Source organism: Brevundimonas sp. FG8 (assembly GCF_057808845.1).
On the sequence record NZ_JBMDIU010000003.1, the window covers coordinates 304,559 to 321,249 of the forward strand.

Sequence of the window (16,691 nt, forward strand, 5' to 3'; positions counted from 1 at the left end):
TGTGACCACTGACCTCACCCTCCGCGAACATCTCGACGCCCACGGGCTCGCCGCCAAGAAGAGCTTCGGTCAGCACTTCCTGCTGGACCTGAACGTCACCCGGAAGATCGTGCGCTTCGCCGGACCGTTCGAGGGGCGTCCGGTGATCGAGGTCGGTCCCGGTCCCGGCGGCCTGACGCGGGCGCTGCTGGAGAGCGACGCGGGCAAGGTGGTGCTGGTCGAGAAGGACCCGCGTTTCATTCCCCTGCTCAATGAACTCGACGACGGCGCCGGACGGCTGACCGTGGTTGAGGCCGATGCGCTGAACGTGCGTGAGGACCAGTTGGTCGAGGGACCGGCGCATCTGGTGTCCAACCTGCCCTACAACGTCGGCACGCCGCTGCTGATCAAGTGGCTGACCGGACCGTGGACGCCCGCCTCCCTGACGCTGATGTTCCAGAAGGAGGTGGCCGAGCGGATCGTGGCCAAGCCGGGCGAGGACGCCTATGGCCGTCTGGCCGTGATCTCGCAGGCGGTGGCCGAGGCCAGGCTGGTGATGCATCTGCCCGCCGCTGCCTTCACCCCGCCGCCGAAGGTGGCCAGCGCCGTGGTGCATCTGGTCCCGCGCGAGGATCGGCCGGGCAAGGCCCTGCTGAAGGCGCTGGAGCGGGTCACCGCCGCCGCCTTCGGCCAGCGCCGCAAGATGCTGCGCTCCAGCCTGAAGCAGCTGGGCGGCGCGGAGCTGTGCGAGGCCGCCGGGATTTCGCCGGAAGACCGGGCCGAGGTGATCAGCCTTGAAGGCTTCCTGCGACTGGCCCGCGCCTTCGCCGGACAGGCGCAGCCGACAGCTCCGACGGACGGCGGCGCGCCCCTGATGCGACGCAAGCGGACCTGACGTGACCGCCGACATTGACCCGTTCCGCGCCATCGGCATCAGCCGTCTGGCCCACACCCTGAAGGCCGAGGGACGGTCGATCATCCATATGGAGTTCGGCCAGCCGTCCACCGGCGCGCCGCCCGCCGCCATCGCCGAGGCGCATCGGGTGCTGGACACGGACGCCATGGGGTACTGGGAGAGCACGCCCCTGCGCGAGCGGATCGCCCGGCTGTACGACGAGCGTTACGGGGCGACGGTCAAGCCGGATAACGTCCTGATCACCAACGGGGCCTCGCCCGCCCTCGTGCTGGCCCTCAACGCGGCGTTCGCGCCCGGCGACCGGATCGCCCTGGCCCGGCCCGGCTATGTCGCCTACCGGAACACCCTGAAGGCCCTGCACATGGTCCCGGTCGAGATCGACTGCGGCCCCGAGGTGCGGTTCCAGCTGACCGCCGGGGCCGTGGCGGCGCTCGATCCGGCGCCCGCGGGCCTGATCGTCGCCAGCCCGGCCAATCCGACCGGCACCATCATCGCCAAGGATGAACTGGCCGCCATCGCCGCCGTCTGCGCTGAGCGGGGCATCCGGATCATCTCGGACGAGATCTATCACGGGCTCAGCTACGTCGGGCCGACGCCGTCGATGCTGTCGTTCGCCCCGGACGCCTTTGTGATCAACAGCTTCTCCAAATACTGGAGCATGGCGGGGTGGCGGCTGGGCTGGCTGGTGGCGCCGGAGGACAGTGTCGCCGCCTGTCGCGCCCGCATCGGCAACCTGTTCCTGACCGCGCCCTCGCTGGCCCAGCACGCGGGGCTGGCGGCGATGGATGAGACCGAAGTGCTGGAAGGCTACGTCGCCACCTATGCCCGCAATCGCGAGCGGATGTTGGCGGCCCTGCCCGCCCTGGGCCTGCGCTCCATCGCCCCTCCCGACGGCGCCTTCTACATCTGGGCCGACATCGGCCACCTGACCGACGACAGCCTGTCCTTCTGCGAGCAGTTGCTGCGCGACACCGGGGTGGCGACCGCCCCTGGGGTGGACTTCGACCCGGTCCACGGGAACCGCTTCATGCGCGTCAGCTTCGCCGTATCGACCGCGGAGGTCGAGGAGGCGCTGAGGCGGATGGAGGCGTGGTTCGTCTCACGATAGCCGATGGGAGGCGGCGTTCGCCCCCTCCCCTTCCCGGCGACCTATTCCCGCGTCACCGTCAGCCCTCGGGCCGTCAGCATCTGCTGCAGGTTGTCGTCGCCCGCCAGGTGTGCGGCGCCCACGGCCATGAAGCTGACGCCCGAACCCTGCATCAGGGTCTGGATCTGGCTCGCCCAGTCGGCGTTGCGGCGGACGAGGAAGATCTGGTGGGCCTCCTCGGAGATGGCCCGGCCATTCTCGCGGGCGAAGTCGGCCATCACGGACACATCCCCGGACGCCCAGCCGGCGACGGCGCGGTCCAGATCGGCGGGGGAGCGGTCCCATGTCGCCAGATAGTGGCGCAGATAGACCCGCTGGCCCTCATCGCTCATCCGGGCCAACCCGCCGATCTGCTGACCTATGGTTTCCAGCCCGCGCACCGGCTTTCCCGCGGCCTCGGCGCGACCGCGCAGGTTCAGCTCGACCGCCAGACCCGGGTCGAAACCCGCCGCCCTCAGCGGGGCGCTGGAGATCATCACGGCGGCGAGCCACGGACGCACCGGGTCGATCTGGGCCGGAGACACGCCAGCTGCGGTCGCCGCCGAATCAAGCCGGGCCTTCTCCTCCGGGGTCAGCCAGCTGGACAGGGGGCGATCCGGCGACAGGCCGTACTGCTGGACCAGCGGACCGATCTCGCTTTGGTCCTCCGGGTTGGTGACTTCGAGCCATAGCTCCGAGGCGCTGTCGAAGGCGGCGTCGACCTTGTCCGAGCCCCAGGCCGTGCCGGGCTTCAGCATATGGACGGTTCCGAACAGATAGACGGTGGAGTCGGCGTCGCGGACCGCCCAAAGGGCGGGGCCATCGCCGGGCGCGCGGGCGACGGGGGCCGGGGCAGCCTGACTAGGAGCCTCGGCGGCATGGGCCGGGACGGCGAGCAGGACGGTCCCGGCGGCCAAACCGATCAGGAGACCGGCGGCGGCGGTTTCGAGGCGTGAGGCGGCGCGCCCCAGAGCGATCTGGAGGTTCATTATCGTCTTCCTTTTCAAGATGTTCGGGTGAGGTCGCGAGGACCCTGTCAGCCGGTTCCGTGATCAGTCATGACAAGCTCCCGCGTCGTTTTGACAAGCAAGCTTTACTAACACAGCCAGAAGGACGTCAAGCATCTTTTACATCAAGACAAAGAAACTTTCCAACGTCAGAATCTCGGCTCGCGCACCGCCGGACCGGGCCTGCGAGGGAACAGCTTGATCAGGTCTTGGGCGGCCGCGGCCCATGGGCCGCAAGCAAAAGGGGCCGATGCGTCAGAAAAGGTCGTATGGGCTGACGGCCTTGAGGTGGCTTTCCATTCACGCCTCCGGGCGGACGGTCAGAGCGACGGTGTCCCGGCAATGGAGGCCAGAGGCTCAGCCCCCGCCACGGGAACGTCGCGCGCCTTCCTCTCGCTGTAGCGGTCAACGAGGTGATCGGCACGGCCTCGGGTCAGCAGGGTGAATTTGTAGAGCTCTTCCATCACATCGACGAGCCGGTCGTAGTAGGACGAGGGCAGCATCCGACCGTTGTCGTCGAACTCGTTATAGGCCTTGGCGACCGACGACTGGTTGGGGATCGTGATCATCCGCATCCACCGGCCCAGCACGCGAAGCTGGTTGACGGTGTTGAACGACTGCGACCCCGCGTTCACCTGCATAACGGCGAGCGTGCGGCCCTGCGTCGGCCGGACGCCTCCGCTTTCGAGGGGGAGCCAGTCGATCTGCGACTTGAAGATGCCCGTCATGGCGCCGTGGCGTTCGGGGCTGCACCAGACGTGGCCCTCTGACCAGATCGACGCCTCGCGCAGTTCCTGAACCTTGGGGTGGTCAGGGTCGGCGTCGTCGGGTTGCGGCAGGCCGCGCGGATCGAAGATGCGGGTCTCGGCTCCGAAGCGCCGCAAGAGGCGGTCCGCCTCCTCGACCAGCAACCGGCTGTAGGAGCGTTCGCGCAGCGACCCGTAGAGTAGCAGGAAGCGTGGCGGATGGTCGAAGGCGATGGGCTCCAACCGGTCCAGCGTCGGATGGTCCAGAAACTCGGGCGCAAGGGCGGGGAAATCGGTCATGGCTTTCCCATGCCACATATTTCGTCTATTCGTGAAGTATGGAATCGAAGTCAGCCATTGATGCCTTGGCCGCCCTTGCCCACGAGGGGCGACTGGCGATCTTCCGCACCCTTGTTCGCGCCGGGCCTGACGGCCTGGCGGCCGGCAGGCTGGGTCAGGCTGTCAGCATGGCGGGCAGCACGCTGTCCAACAATCTGACCGTCCTGACGCGGGCCGGGCTGGCGACCTCCACCCGCGACGGTCGCTCGATCATCTACACCGCCGACTATGGCCGGATGACCGATCTGCTCGCCTTCCTGCTGGAGGATTGCTGCGAAGGGTCGCCGAATATCTGCACCCCGCTGGGTGACGTGATCGCTAGGGCCATGTGCTGTCCGCCACAGGTGCGCGTGTGACGCTAAACCGCCTGAACCCCGCCGACCCGGCATGGTCAAAGTTTCTATCTGCCCTGACAGACGCGGGTCTGCCTGTCGATGATCTGAGCGATGAGGGTCAGTTCTTCTTTGTCAGCGATGCGGGCGTCTTCGGCGGTTTCACCCTTCGCGGACCCCACGCCATGCTGCGCTCCCTCGTGGCGCCAACGTCCCTGCGGGGCCGGGGCGAAGGCCGCCGCATGGTTGAGGCCCTGTGCAACCAAGCCGCCGAAAACGACGCCTCGCAGGTCTGGCTGCTGACGACCGACGCCGCCGATTTCTTCGCCTCCTGCGGCTTCGAGCGCGCCTCGCGCGATGACGCTCCGCAAGCCCTGCGGACGACGCGCCAATTCGCGAACCTCTGCCCCGCAAGCGCGACGCTCATGCATCTCACAGTGGTCGGCTGATGTCGGTGTTTGAACGCTACCTCTCGCTGTGGGTGCTGTTGTGCATCATCGTCGGCGTCGCGCTCGGCGCGCTGGCGCCTGACGCCTTCGCCGCGCTCGGCGCAATGGAAGTGGCGTCGATCAACCTGCCGGTCGCCGGGCTGGTCTGGCTGATGATCATTCCGATACTGCTGAAGGTCGACTTCTCCGCCTTGGCGCAAGTCGGGCGGCACTGGCGCGGGATCGGCGTCACCCTTTTCGTGAACTGGGCGGTGAAGCCGTTTTCGATGGCCTTGCTGGCCTGGCTGTTCCTGTCGGTCTGGTTCCGGCCCTGGCTGCCGGCGGCCGAGATCGACAGCTACATCGCCGGGCTGATCCTGCTGGCGGCGGCGCCCTGCACGGCCATGGTGTTCGTGTGGAGCCACCTGACCCGGGGCGACGCGAACTTCACCCTGTCACAGGTGGCCCTGAACGACGCGATCATGATCGTGGCGTTCGCGCCGGTCGTCGGCCTGCTGCTCGGGCTGTCGGCCATCACCGTGCCCTGGGTCACGCTGGCCCTGTCGGTGCTGCTCTACATCGTGGCGCCGGTCATGATCGCCCAGATCATGCGGTGCCTGACCCTGACGCGGGAGAGAGATGCGCTCGAGCGTGTTCTGGCGTTTCTTCAACCCGCCTCCATCGTGGCCCTTCTGGCGACCCTGGTGCTGCTCTTCGGCTTCCAGGGGGAGAAGCTGCTGGCCCAGCCGCTGGTCATCGGTCTTTTGGCCATACCGATCCTGATCCAGGTCTATTTCAACTCCGGGCTGGCCTATCTGCTGAACCGGTTGTCGGGCGAGCAGCACAGCGTGGCCGGGCCGTCCGCCCTGATCGGCGCCAGCAACTTCTTTGAACTGGCGGTGGCGGCGGCGATCAGCCTGTTCGGCATCCAGTCCGGGGCCGCGCTGGCGACGGTCGTGGGGGTGTTGATCGAGGTGCCGGTGATGCTCTCTGTCGTGGCCATCGTGAACCGGACAAGGCCCTGGTATGAAACCGGCGCGGCTGTGCGGCGCGTCCAGCAGAAAAACGTTCGATGACCGTCACCATCTACCACAACCCGAGTTGCGGCACGTCCCGCAACACGCTGGCCATGATCCGGGCCTCCGGCGAGGAACCGGTCGTCGTCGAGTATCTGGAGACCGGCTGGTCGCCCGATCTGCTGCGGTCGCTGGCCGCACAGATCGGCCAGCCGCTGCGGGCTCTTGTTCGGGAAAAAGGCACTCCGGCCGGTGAACTGGGCCTGCTCGACGCGGACGTCACCGAGGACCGAATCCTCGCCGCCATGATCCAGCATCCGATCATCGTGAACCGCCCCATCGTGGTGACGCCGAGGGGCGCAAGGCTCTGTCGCCCGTCGGAAGCGGTGCTTGATCTGCTGGAACGCCCCGTGACGACATTCACCAAGGAAGACGGCGAGGTCATCGCCCCGATCCGGAGGCGTGACTGAAGGGCCCCTGCCCCTCGCGCCTTCCCTTCCCTTCCCTTCCCTTCCCTTCCCTTCCCTTCCCTTCCCTTCCCTTCCGTTCGGTCAGCCCGCTAACACTGCTCCCAAAGTCGAGGGAGAAAGCCATGACCGAGCGCCTGAGCATCGATTTCAAGGACGGCGTCGCCGACGTTCGCCTGAGCCGTCCTGACAAGCTGAACGCGCTGGACATGCCGATGCTGGAGGCGCTGGCCGGGGCGCCCGCGCGGCTGGCGGCGCTGGTTGGGCTGCGGGCCGTGGTGCTGTCGGGCGAAGGGCGCGGGTTCTGCGCCGGGCTGGACATGGAGACGATGACCGGGCTGGCCGGGGCGGGTCTGGACATCATCACCCGCACCCATGGTCTGGCCAATCTGTTCCAGCAGACCGGCTGGGGCTGGCGCACCCTGCCCGTGCCGGTGATCGCGGCGGGCCACGGGATCGTCTTCGGCGGCGGGCTGCAGATTTTCTCCGGCGCAGACATCCGCATCGCCCGGCCCGACACGCGGTTGTCGGTCATGGAGATGAAATGGGGTCTGGTGCCCGATATGGCCGGCTATGCCCTGTGGCGCGGTCTGGTGAGGGACGACGTGCTCCGTGAGCTGATCTACACCGCGCGCGAATTCAGCGGGGAACAGGCCGTGGATCTTGGCTTCGTCACCCGGCTGGCCGACGATCCCCATGCCGAAGCCCTGACGCTGGCGCGGGAGATCGCGGCTCGCAATCCGGACGCCGTTCGCGGCGCCAAGCGTCTGGCCAATCTGGCGCGTGATGCTGACGCGGACGCGATCCTGCAGGCCGAGGCTCGCGAACAGGCCGCCCTGATCGCCACCCCCAATCAGGTGGAGGCGGTGATGGCGAATCTGCAGAAGCGCCCGCCGAACTTCGCGGCCTAGGCTCCGGCGACCAGCGGGATCACCAGCGCAGGTCGGAGCGGCCGGCGAGCGCCCCGACGGCGCCCGCCGCCACAATCCCCAGCGTGTACCAGGTCGCGACGAAGGCGGCAGTAGCTTCCGGGCAGTGCAGAACCCCATAGGCCGTAGCAGCGATCCCGCCCGCGGCCAGCCCGAGGGCGAGGCCAGCCAGCGCCGGGCGTGTCGGCGCCAGACGTCGCGCAGACAGGAAGGTGGGCGCCCCGGCCGCGGCCGACAGCATCAGGATGTTGCGGCCGCAGATGGTCCATGTGCGGCCCAGCCAGTCCGCCATCCGTTCGCCAGCCGGGGTCATAGCGAGCTCCACCCCGCCCCAGATCAGTGCGGTTCCCAGGACGACGCCCAGGAATGCGACCGGCGCGGTCGTCGGGGCGCCGGGCTGTCCCAGACGCAGGGCCAGCCACAGGGCGCCGCCGGCGATCAGGACGGTATAGGCGCCCTTCAGCCAGATGGACGGCGTGGTCAGGATGTCGCCCGGCTCTGGACGCAGGCCAAGCATGACCATTAGGGCCAGCGTCGCCGCCAACGCCGCCAGCCCCAGCATCCGCAGGTCGAGGCTCGCCGGACGCGTCGGCTCAAGGCCGACCGCCAAGGCGTCGATCAGGTCATCAGTCTTCATGGGGCACCACACTGGCGGACAGGGCCTTCATCGAGCGGTGCACGCTCACCTTGGCCGCGCCTTCCGAACAGCCGTTGCGGGCGGCGGCCTCGGCGAGGCTGTAGCCGCCGATGCGGACATCCTCGATCAGCCGGCGCTGGCGCAGCGGCAGGATCGACAGAACCCGCGACAGGTCCCGCCGGACTACACCGTCCTCAACCGAATGTTCGGCCAGCACCACGCCTGAGTCCTCCAAGGGCACAACGACCCGCCGACCCTGCCGGCGGAAATGATCAATCAGCTTGTAACGGGCGATGGCGTAGACCCAGGCCGTGAAGGCCAGACCGGGATCATAGGTCGCCCGCTTGGCGTGGATGGCGATCAGCGCGTCCTGCACCAGATCCTCGGCATCCGCCTCCAGTCCGCCGAGCCGACGACGGAAGAAGGGCGTCAGGGCGCCGCGCAAGGCCGTCAAAAGCATGCGCCAGGCCACGGGATCTCCCTCGAGACCCCGCAACATCAGACGCTTCAGCTCGGCTTCCCTGTCCACCACGCCCCCCATTCGCGCGGACCCCTTCAAAGGTTACATTGCACACCGCCACGACCCGAAAAAATATTTGGAAGAGTTGGACGTAACCTTCCGTCCCGGCGGCGCGAACCCTCAAGCGTCAGGTCGATCCAGTCCGGAGCGACCGTCTGAGGAGACTCTCACATGAAGACCCAAGCCGCCCTAATCGCCGGCGCCGGCGCCCTGCTGGTCCTCGGCGTCAGCGCCGCCGCCGCCCAGACCCGCCCCACCCAGGCGCAGGAAAACGAGAAGGAGAAATGCTACGGCATCGCCCGCGCCGGCCAGAACGACTGCGCCGCCGGCCCGGGTACGACATGTGCCGGCACCTCGACGCGCGACTATCAGGGCAATGCCTGGAAGCTGGTGGCCAAGGGCACCTGCGCCGGCATCCGAACCCCGCGCGGCAACGGCTCCCTGACCCCGATCCCGAACCGCTGATGCGCGCGCATCCGACCGCCGGGCTCGGTCTGAAGCCCCAGCACTACGCCGAGGCCGCAGCCTGCCCGGCGGTCGGGTCGCAGTCGGGCCTCTGGTTCGAGGTCCATCCCGAGAACTACATGGTCGCGGGCGGGCCCCGGTTGACCTGGCTGGAGCGGGCCCGCGCCGCCCACCCCCTGTCCCTGCATGGCGTCGGCCTGTCCCTCGCTGGCGACGAGCGCCCTGACGCCGGACATCTCAAGCGTTTTCGCACCCTGATCGACCGGTTCGAGCCCTTCGTGGTGTCCGAGCACCTCGCCTGGTCGCGACGGAGCGGCATCTATCACCCCGACCTGCTGCCCGTGCCGCGCAATCGCGAGATGCTGGCCTTGGTCTGCGAGCATATCGACGAAGCCCAGACGATGCTCGGCCGCCCGATCCTGCTGGAGAACCCGACGGCCTACCTGCCGCTGGCGGGGCATGAGTGGGACGAGGTCGACTTCCTGGCCGAGATCAGCCGCCGCACGGGTTGCGGCCTGCTGGTCGACGTCAATAACGTCTATCTGAGCGCCCGCAACATGGGCTTGTCGGCCGAGGACTGGCTGGACCGCATTCCGGCGGACCGGGTGGGGGAAATCCATCTGGCGGGACATCGTCCGGATCCGGTGTGGGGCGAGGCCCTGCTGATCGACAGCCATGACGCCCCGGTGAGTGAGGCCGTCTGGGCTCTCCACGCCCGCCTGATCGACCGCATCGGGCCGCGGCCAACATTGATCGAGCGGGATGCCGATGTCCCCGCCTTCGCGACTCTCCTAGCCGAGCAGGCCCGGGCGGCGGGCGCACTCGACACCCGGGCCCTCGCCGCATGACCCGGTTCCATCAGGCCTTCTCCCTGGCGCTCGAGGGACGGTTCGACGCCCTGTGGCCGGACCTCGAGCCCGACGAGCGCACCCTCGGCGCCCTCGCCGTCTACCGCAACACCGCGACCCGCGGACGGATCGACGCCCTGGAGGCCAACTATCCAACGGTGGCGCAGTTGGTCGGCCGGGACTGGTTCAGGGCCGCCGCCCGCGAGTTTGTCGAGGCGCACCCCGGCAGCGACCCTGTGCTGGCGGGTTTTGGCGCCACCTTCCCGGATTGGCTGGCGGCGTTCGAGCCGGCGCGCGAAATGCCGTTTCTCGCCCCGAGCGCCCGGCTGGACCGCGCTTGGACGGAGGCGCACCTCGCCACGGACGACGCCGTTCTGGAGGTCGAGGACGCCGCCGCCTCCGGCCTGGCGCTTACTGTCCGCGCGGCCCGTCTGCATCCGTCGGTCCGATTGTTCTGGTTCGACTGGAGCGCGCCCTCGCTCTGGCTGGCGCACCGCTATCCGGAGCTGGACACCCGCCTGGACTGGCGACCGGAACCCCAAGGCCTGCTGATCCATCGTCCCCGAGGCGATGTGCAGGCCCGCCATGTGTCACGAGCCGAGTGGGTGTTTCTCGATGCTTGCCGGAAGGGCCGCGCCTTCGGCGTGGCGGCCCTCGCCGCCAGCGCCACGCGCCCGAGCCCGCACATCCCGACACTGTTCAGCCGTTTGCTGAGGGACGGCGTCTTCTGCACCCCATCCCGACAGGACCAGACCCGATGACCGCCATCGCCGCACTGCGCACCCGTATCACCGCCGCGATCGCGGAGTGGCCCCTGGCCCTTCTGTTGAGGCTCGGCATAGCGACGCCGTTCTTTCTGTCGGGCCGGACCAAGGTCGAGGGGCTTGTCACCCTATCCGACAACACGCGCTACCTGTTCGCGGAGGAGTATCGCGTGCCCCTGTTGCCGCCGGACGTCGCCGCGATTCTGGCAACCGGCGCGGAACACCTGCTGCCGGTACTGCTGGTCGCGGGACTGATGACCCGTCCCGCGGCGCTCGGGTTGCTCGCCATGACGCTGGTGATCCAGCTGTTCGTCGTGCCCACTGGCTGGCCGACGCATCTGCTCTGGGCGGGGCCGCTGATCTATCTCATCGCCCGCGGTCCGGGCGCGGCCAGCCTGGACCGGCTGCTGAAGCTCGACTGAGCTTAAACCGCCTCGTTCAGCAGGGCGTTGCGGTAGCCGTCGACCCAGAGGTTCCGGCGACGGCGGCTGCGTTCGGCATGGTAGATGTGGGCCAGTTCGGCGTAGCTGCGGTCGAAGTCGTCGTTGACGAAGACGTAGTCAAACACGTCGCAGTGCTCGATCTCGCCCTTGGCGTTCTTGATGCGGCGCTCGATCACCTCCTCGGCGTCCTGCGAGCGGGTCACCAGACGGCGGCGCAGTTCCTCAAGGCTGGGCGGCAGGATGAAGACGCGAACCGCGTCTTCCGGGCATTTCTCGGCGATGTCGCGGGCGCCCTGCCAGTCGATGTCGAACAGCACGTCGCGGCCCTCGGCCAGGGCGCGGTCGATGGGGGCCCGCGGGCTGCCGTAGCGGTTGCCGTGCACGTCGGCCCATTCGAGGAAGGCGTCCTCGTCGATCAGACGCTGGAATTCCTCGTGGCTGACGAAGTGGTAGTCACGACCCGCGACCTCGCCCGGACGGATGTCGCGGGTAGTCATGGACACCGACAGCTCCAGCCTGCCGTGGTCCGCCATCAGGCGGCGGCAGAGCGACGTCTTGCCGGCGCCCGAGGGGCTGGCGACGATCAGGAGGACGCCCCGACGGGGCGTGCGTTCATTCGACATTCTGGACCTGTTCGCGGAGCTGTTCGATGACGGCCTTGAGCTCAAGGCCGATTCCGGTGAGCGCCGTCGTAGCCGATTTCGAGCAGAGGGTGTTCGCCTCGCGCATAAATTCCTGCATCAGGAAGTCGAGTTTTCGCCCGGCGGGGGGTTGCTGCAACAGGGCGCGGGCCGAGGCGACGTGGGCGGTCAGGCGATCAAGCTCCTCGCGCACGTCCGCCTTGGTCGCCAGCGCGGCGGCTTCGAGGAAGATGCGATCCTCAAGGCCGGGCGCATCGGGCGCCAGCTCGGTGATGCGGCGGGTGAAACGGTCGCGAATGGCCTCGACCTGGGCGACAGCTTCCTGTTCGGCGTCGGCGACCAGCTGTTCGATGCGGTCGATGAAGCCGGTGATGACGGGCAGGAGTTGCGTCCCCTCCCGCTCACGCGAGATCTTCAGGGCGTCGAGAGCCTCGTCGATGGAGGCGGCGATCTTCGCCTCTACGGCGGTGCGAGCCTCGGCGTCGTCCTCATCCTCGGGGGCTTCCAGAACGCCGCGCAGGGCCAGCAGACCGTCGGCCGAGGGCGGGACCGCGCCCTCTTCGGCGAGTTGGTTGGCCAGCTGGAGATAGCGGGCCAGCACAGCTTCATTCACCTTCAGCGCGGCGGCGCCGGGGTCGGCGCGCTTGGCCTGAACGCCCAGCGTCACCTGACCCCGGTTCAGTTTCGCCTGACCGGAGACCTTGGCGAGACGTTCGAGGCTATCGAACCCCGGAGGGCCGCGGAAGCGGACCTCCAGATTCCGGCCGTTGACGGAGCGGGCTTCGACCGACCAGCTCCAGTCGCCTTCCGACCCGTCCGAGCGGCCGAAGCCGGTCATGCCGGAGATGCGCTTGCTCATCGGGCTGCGGCCGGTTGTTGCGGCACGCGGATGACCTGTGCGCCGGGCGGGACCTCGACGCCGGGCGGCACGCCTTCCGGCACGGCTTGCGGCACGACCGGCGCGGCGGGCTCGGGCGGCAGGCCCTGACGGCGACGCTCGATGGCGCGCCAGCGCGCGACGTTGGCCAGATGCTCGTCGTAGGTCCGGGCGAAGGCGTGGCCGCCCGTGCCGTCGGCGACGAAGAAGACGTCCTCGCTGACGGGTGGGTTCAGGACAGCGGCGATGGCGTCCCGGCCCGGATTGGCGATGGGCGTCGGGGGCAGGCCGTCGATCTGGTAGGTGTTCCAGTCGGTGTGGCGGTCGATCTCGGACCGGCGCAGGCCGCGCCCCAGCGGACGGCCCTTGGTGATGCCGTAGACGATGGTCGGATCGCTTTCGAGCCGCATCCCCATGCGCAGGCGATTGGAGAAGACCGCCGCCACGCGCGGACGCTCGGCGGCGACGCCGGTTTCCTTTTCGACGATGGAGGCGAGGATCACCGCCTCGTCCAGCGAACGGACGACGCTGTTGGGACCGCGCGTGGCCCACAGGCGGGTCAGGTTCTCGTCGCGGGCGCGCTGCATCCGGGCGATCACGGATGCGCGGGTCTCGCCGCGCGAAACCTCATAGGTATCGGGCCACAGGGTCCCTTCCTCGGGGACCTCATTGACGGCGCCGGTCAGGATCGGCTGGCGCATCAGGATGTCGACGGCCTGGGCCGAACTCCAGCCCTCGGGCAGGGTGACGTAGTGGCGCACCACCTTGCCCGAAACCAGCAGCACCAGAACCTGACGCAGGGAGGCGCCGGACGGCACCTCATATTCCCCCGCGCGCAGCTTGCGGTCCGCGCCGGTGATGCTGGCCGCGGCCTTGAACATGTCGGTCGAGCGGATGACCCCGGCCGCCTTCAGATTGGCGGCTATGGCGCTGACCCCGGCCCCGCTGGGCAGGGAGACGATGGTCGTCTCCCCCTGCCGCGCCGACGGCCCCGGGGCGTAGAAGACGCTCCACGCCGCCACCAGGGCCGCGATCAGGAACAGGCTGAAGGTCGCCGTCGCGGCCAGAAAGGCCGTCTTGCGTCCCGATGCACCCTTCTCCACCGACCGACGGAACACTCAGTCGACCTTCTTGAAGATGACGGAGGCGTTGGTGCCGCCGAAGCCGAAGCTGTTGGACATCGCAACGTCAATCTTGCGCGGCTTCCCCTTGTGCGGGACCAGATCGATGGCGGTCTCTTCCTCGGGATTGTCGAGGTTGATGGTCGGCGGGGCGATCTGGTCGCGGATGGCCAGCACCGAGAACACCGACTCGATCGCGCCGGCGGCGCCCAGCAGGTGGCCGGTCATCGACTTGGTCGAAGACACCGCCAGATGCTTGGCGTGATCGCCGACCAGCTTCTCGATGGCGTGAAGCTCGATCCAGTCCGCCATGGTCGAGGTGCCGTGGGCGTTGATGTAGTCGAGGTCCGAAGGTTGCAGGTTCGCACGCTTCAGCGCCGCCTTCATGGCCCGCAGGCCGCCGTCGCCGTCCTCCGACGGGGCGGTGATGTGATAGGCGTCGCCGCTCATGCCGTAGCCCACGACCTCGGCGTAGATCTTCGCACCGCGCGCCTTGGCGTGCTCATACTCCTCCAGCACCATGATGCCGGCGCCCTCGCCCATGATGAAGCCCGCGTGGTCCTTGTCATAGGGACGGCTGGCCTTTTCGGGCGTGTCGTTGAAGGCGGTGCACAGGGCCTTGCAGGCCAGGAAGCCGGCGATGCCGATGGGCACGACCGAGCTTTCCGCGCCGCCGCAGACCATGACGTCAGCGTCGTCCAGCGCGATCATCCGGGCCGCATCGCCGATGGCGTGGGCGCCGGTAGCGCAGGCGGTGACGACCGCGTGGTTCGGCCCCTTCAGGCCGTGACGAATGGAAATCTGGCCCGACGCCAGGTTGATCAGGGCCGAGGGGATGAAGAAGGGGCTGACACGACGCGGTCCCTGCTCCTTCAGGATGATGGCCGTGTCGGCGATGGGACCGAGGCCGCCGATGCCGGCGCCGACCATGACGCCGGTGCGTTCCCGGTCTTCCTCGCTCTCGGGCTTCCAGCCGGCGTCCGCCAGAGCCTCGTCGGCGGCGGCGATGGCGTAAACGATGAAGTCGTCGACCCGCTTGCGCTCCTTGGGCGACATGATCTTTTCGTGGTCGAAGACGCCGGGCTCTCCCGCCACGCCACCGCCCCGGCCGTCCACCGACGGAATCTCGCCCGCGATGGTGCAGCCATAGCCCTCGGTATCGAATGCGGTGATCGGCCCGATGCCGGACCGGCCTTCCACGATACCCTTCCAGCTATGCTCGACACCCCAGCCGAGCGGGGTCAGAAGGCCAAGGCCGGTAACAACGACGCGACGCATTCCTGCATCCTTCACAGTGAATCTCGCGCGAGAGAATAGTGAGTGAAGCGGCGCGGGGCTAGGCGGAGCGAACGTCGCAATCCCGCAGCGGCGCAAAAGGGCGCGCAAACAGCGACGCTTTCGCCTGAAATGGTGTCAGGCGCCGGCCTCGTTCGGCGACCTCGCGCCGATCACCCCGCACGGCTGACGGCGGAAGCCTGATTTCACAGCCGACGCAGGCGCACGCCGGACACGAAAACCGCCGCGCCGCCTTTCGGCTGCGCGGCGGCTTCTGAACCGTTCGAAAGAACCGGTGGGGCTTAGCCCGCCAGCTTCTCGTCGATGAACTTCACGGCGTCGCCAACGGTCTGGATGTGCTCGGCGGCGTCATCCGGGATCTCGATGTCGAACTCTTCCTCGAAGGCCATGACCAGTTCGACGTTGTCGAGCGAGTCAGCGCCCAGGTCGTCGATGAAGCTGGCCTTTTCGGTGACCTTGTCCGGATCGGCGTCCAGGTGGTCGATAACGATCTTGCGGACGCGTTCCAGGGTATCGGACATGATGTCTCTGCCTTCTGATGCCGCCGATGCGGCTGTTGTCTCAATCCTTGCCGTATGACGACGGCGACGGCTGCGCAAGTCTTGAACGAGACTCAGCGCCACCGGTTGCAGGCCTCTAGCACAGCCTCACGGGGGGAAAATAGCCAAAACCCCGTCATCCGTAGGGTTTCAGGCCGCCCGACTGACCGCGAAATCGGCCAGAAGCTCCAGCGCGGTCTTCCAATCGCTGTCCGGCAGGACCGAAAGTGAGGCCTTGGCCAGATCGGCGTAGTCCCACGCCACGTCGATCGTCGCGCCGACCGCGCCGGCGCCCAGCACCAGTTCGCGGGCGCGGGCGAAGTCGTCCTCGCGGCGGTCACCCTTGTTGATCGTGCGTTCCCAGAAGCCGTCGTCGTGGCCCCTGGTGCGGGCGGCGGCCAGCAGCAGCGGCAGGGTCACCTTGCCTTCGCGGAAGTCGTCGCCGGTGTTCTTGCCCAGCACCTCGGCCTGACCGCCGTAGTCCAGCGCATCGTCGGCCAGTTGGAACGCGAGACCGAGATTCAGGCCGTAGGCGCGCAGGGCCTGCACCTGTTCCTCTGACGCGCCTGCCCCGACCGCGCCGGACTCGGCGGCGGCGGCGAACAGTTCGGCTGTCTTGGCCGAGATGATCTTCAGATAGGTCTCCTGGTCCAGCCCCAGATCGTGGGCGCGGGTCAGTTGCAGGACCTCGCCCTCCGAGATCACCGCCGAGGCGGTGGCGAGGATGCCCAGCGCGCGCATGGCGCCGGTCTCGACCATCAGCTCGAAGGCGCGGGCGAAGAGGAAGTCGCCGACCAGAACGCTGGACGGGGCGCCCCAGATCAAGTGGGCCGCCACCTTGCCCCGGCGCAGGTCCGAGGCGTCGACGATGTCATCGTGCAGCAGGGTGGCGGTGTGAATGAACTCGACCGAAGCGGCCAGACGCACGGCGGCTTCCATGCCATTCGGAGCGCCGGCGGCGCGGGCCGCGGCCACGGTCAGCAGCGGACGCAGGCGCTTGCCGCCCGCCGCGACGATGTGATCGGCCAGCAGCGGAATCACCGGCACGTCGGACTGCATCCGCTCGACGATCAGGGCGTCGACCACGGCCATGTCATCGCGCGACAGCCGGATCAACGGCTCCACATCCCCCTTGCGGCGGGTTTCGGCGACGGTGACAGCGTCCAACAGAATACTCATCAGGCGACGGCGCGGCAGGAGGATCGCGCCGGAAAATCCGGTCGCCGCCTTGCCCGGCGACGATGCGGCGCACAAT

21 protein-coding genes are annotated in these 16,691 nt (G+C 68.2%); 11 read left to right on the top strand and 10 right to left on the bottom strand.

The window, feature by feature from the left end:
• Window position 1: 1 nt before the first annotated feature.
• A complete protein-coding gene (gene rsmA, locus ACODRV_RS07740) occupies window positions 2-874 on the top strand; it encodes a 16S rRNA (adenine(1518)-N(6)/adenine(1519)-N(6))-dimethyltransferase RsmA (RefSeq protein ID WP_488907933.1) in 873 nt (290 codons plus the stop codon).
• A 1-nt stretch (window position 875) separates the two neighbouring features.
• Window positions 876-2,003, top strand: coding sequence for a pyridoxal phosphate-dependent aminotransferase (locus tag ACODRV_RS07745; protein ID WP_488907934.1), 1,128 nt, complete (start codon window positions 876-878; stop codon window positions 2,001-2,003).
• Between the two features lie 41 nt (window positions 2,004-2,044).
• Here the strand turns inward: ACODRV_RS07745 and ACODRV_RS07750 are convergent, their stop codons facing one another.
• Together ACODRV_RS07750 and arsH are read right to left on the bottom strand one after the other, a co-directional pair.
• Window positions 2,045-3,010, bottom strand: coding sequence for a TraB/GumN family protein (locus tag ACODRV_RS07750; protein ID WP_488907935.1), 966 nt, complete (start codon window positions 3,008-3,010; stop codon window positions 2,045-2,047).
• Between the two features lie 338 nt (window positions 3,011-3,348).
• Window positions 3,349-4,074 carry an arsenical resistance protein ArsH gene (arsH, locus tag ACODRV_RS07755; protein ID WP_488907936.1) on the bottom strand — a complete coding sequence of 242 codons (726 nt, stop codon included), beginning with the start codon at window positions 4,072-4,074 and terminating at the stop codon, window positions 3,349-3,351.
• Window positions 4,075-4,112: 38 nt separating this feature from the next.
• Here arsH and ACODRV_RS07760 point away from each other — a divergent pair, with 38 nt between their 5' ends.
• The 5 genes from ACODRV_RS07760 to ACODRV_RS07780 all read left to right on the top strand — a co-directional run bounded on the left by ACODRV_RS07760 (window position 4,113) and on the right by ACODRV_RS07780 (window position 7,267).
• Window positions 4,113-4,469 carry an ArsR/SmtB family transcription factor gene (locus tag ACODRV_RS07760; RefSeq protein ID WP_141626444.1) on the top strand — a complete coding sequence of 119 codons (357 nt, stop codon included), beginning with the start codon at window positions 4,113-4,115 and terminating at the stop codon, window positions 4,467-4,469.
• Window positions 4,442-4,894 carry an arsenic resistance N-acetyltransferase ArsN2 gene (gene arsN2 / locus ACODRV_RS07765; RefSeq protein WP_488907937.1) on the top strand — a complete coding sequence of 151 codons (453 nt, stop codon included), beginning with the start codon at window positions 4,442-4,444 and terminating at the stop codon, window positions 4,892-4,894. Before ACODRV_RS07760 ends, arsN2 begins: the two co-directional genes overlap by 28 nt.
• Entirely contained in the window at window positions 4,894-5,949 is a 1,056-nt protein-coding gene (arsB, locus tag ACODRV_RS07770; RefSeq protein WP_488907938.1) for an ACR3 family arsenite efflux transporter, read from the top strand. The genes arsN2 and arsB overlap by 1 nt, the downstream gene beginning before the upstream one ends.
• A complete protein-coding gene (arsC, locus tag ACODRV_RS07775; protein WP_488907939.1) occupies window positions 5,946-6,359 on the top strand; it encodes an arsenate reductase (glutaredoxin) in 414 nt (137 codons plus the stop codon). The genes arsB and arsC overlap by 4 nt, the downstream gene beginning before the upstream one ends.
• Before the next feature lie 122 nt (window positions 6,360-6,481).
• On the top strand, window positions 6,482-7,267 hold the full coding sequence (locus ACODRV_RS07780; RefSeq protein WP_488907940.1) for a crotonase/enoyl-CoA hydratase family protein: 786 nt from the start codon (window positions 6,482-6,484) through the stop codon (window positions 7,265-7,267).
• Between the two features lie 19 nt (window positions 7,268-7,286).
• Here ACODRV_RS07780 and ACODRV_RS07785 read toward each other — a convergent pair whose 3' ends face one another.
• On the bottom strand, window positions 7,287-7,922 hold the full coding sequence (locus ACODRV_RS07785; protein ID WP_488907941.1) for an NrsF family protein: 636 nt from the start codon (window positions 7,920-7,922) through the stop codon (window positions 7,287-7,289).
• A complete protein-coding gene (locus ACODRV_RS07790) occupies window positions 7,912-8,451 on the bottom strand; it encodes a sigma-70 family RNA polymerase sigma factor (RefSeq protein ID WP_488907942.1) in 540 nt (179 codons plus the stop codon). Before ACODRV_RS07790 ends, ACODRV_RS07785 begins: the two co-directional genes overlap by 11 nt.
• Window positions 8,452-8,613: 162 nt before the next feature.
• Between ACODRV_RS07790 and ACODRV_RS07795 the strand changes: the two genes are divergently transcribed.
• Genes ACODRV_RS07795 through ACODRV_RS07810 form a run of 4 tightly spaced genes read left to right on the top strand, consistent with a single transcriptional unit; the run spans window position 8,614 to window position 10,941 of the window.
• Window positions 8,614-8,907, top strand: coding sequence for a BufA1 family periplasmic bufferin-type metallophore (locus tag ACODRV_RS07795; protein ID WP_488907943.1), 294 nt, complete (start codon window positions 8,614-8,616; stop codon window positions 8,905-8,907).
• Entirely contained in the window at window positions 8,907-9,755 is an 849-nt protein-coding gene (gene bufB / locus ACODRV_RS07800) for an MNIO family bufferin maturase (protein WP_488907944.1), read from the top strand. Before ACODRV_RS07795 ends, bufB begins: the two co-directional genes overlap by 1 nt.
• Entirely contained in the window at window positions 9,752-10,516 is a 765-nt protein-coding gene (locus ACODRV_RS07805; protein ID WP_488907945.1) for an HvfC/BufC family peptide modification chaperone, read from the top strand. The genes bufB and ACODRV_RS07805 overlap by 4 nt, the downstream gene beginning before the upstream one ends.
• A complete protein-coding gene (locus ACODRV_RS07810) occupies window positions 10,513-10,941 on the top strand; it encodes a DoxX family protein (protein WP_488907946.1) in 429 nt (142 codons plus the stop codon). Before ACODRV_RS07805 ends, ACODRV_RS07810 begins: the two co-directional genes overlap by 4 nt.
• 2 nt (window positions 10,942-10,943) lie before the next feature.
• On the opposite strand, the gene gmk is transcribed toward ACODRV_RS07810, so the two are convergent.
• From gmk to ACODRV_RS07840, 6 genes are all read right to left on the bottom strand, one after another.
• Entirely contained in the window at window positions 10,944-11,585 is a 642-nt protein-coding gene (gene gmk, locus ACODRV_RS07815; protein ID WP_141626438.1) for a guanylate kinase, read from the bottom strand.
• Window positions 11,575-12,462, bottom strand: a complete 888-nt coding sequence (locus tag ACODRV_RS07820; RefSeq protein WP_488907947.1) for a YicC/YloC family endoribonuclease — start codon at window positions 12,460-12,462, stop codon at window positions 11,575-11,577. The genes gmk and ACODRV_RS07820 overlap by 11 nt, the downstream gene beginning before the upstream one ends.
• Window positions 12,459-13,598, bottom strand: a complete 1,140-nt coding sequence (gene mltG / locus ACODRV_RS07825; protein ID WP_141626436.1) for an endolytic transglycosylase MltG — start codon at window positions 13,596-13,598, stop codon at window positions 12,459-12,461. The genes ACODRV_RS07820 and mltG overlap by 4 nt, the downstream gene beginning before the upstream one ends.
• Window positions 13,599-14,879 carry a beta-ketoacyl-ACP synthase II gene (gene fabF, locus ACODRV_RS07830; protein ID WP_488907948.1) on the bottom strand — a complete coding sequence of 427 codons (1,281 nt, stop codon included), beginning with the start codon at window positions 14,877-14,879 and terminating at the stop codon, window positions 13,599-13,601. It abuts the gene before it with no gap.
• A gap of 299 nt (window positions 14,880-15,178) precedes the next feature.
• On the bottom strand, window positions 15,179-15,418 hold the full coding sequence (locus ACODRV_RS07835) for an acyl carrier protein (RefSeq protein ID WP_092312098.1): 240 nt from the start codon (window positions 15,416-15,418) through the stop codon (window positions 15,179-15,181).
• A 168-nt stretch (window positions 15,419-15,586) separates the two neighbouring features.
• Complete coding sequence (locus ACODRV_RS07840) at window positions 15,587-16,615, bottom strand: polyprenyl synthetase family protein (protein ID WP_488907949.1); 1,029 nt, start codon at window positions 16,613-16,615, stop codon at window positions 15,587-15,589.
• Between the last annotated feature and the right edge of the window lie 76 nt (window positions 16,616-16,691).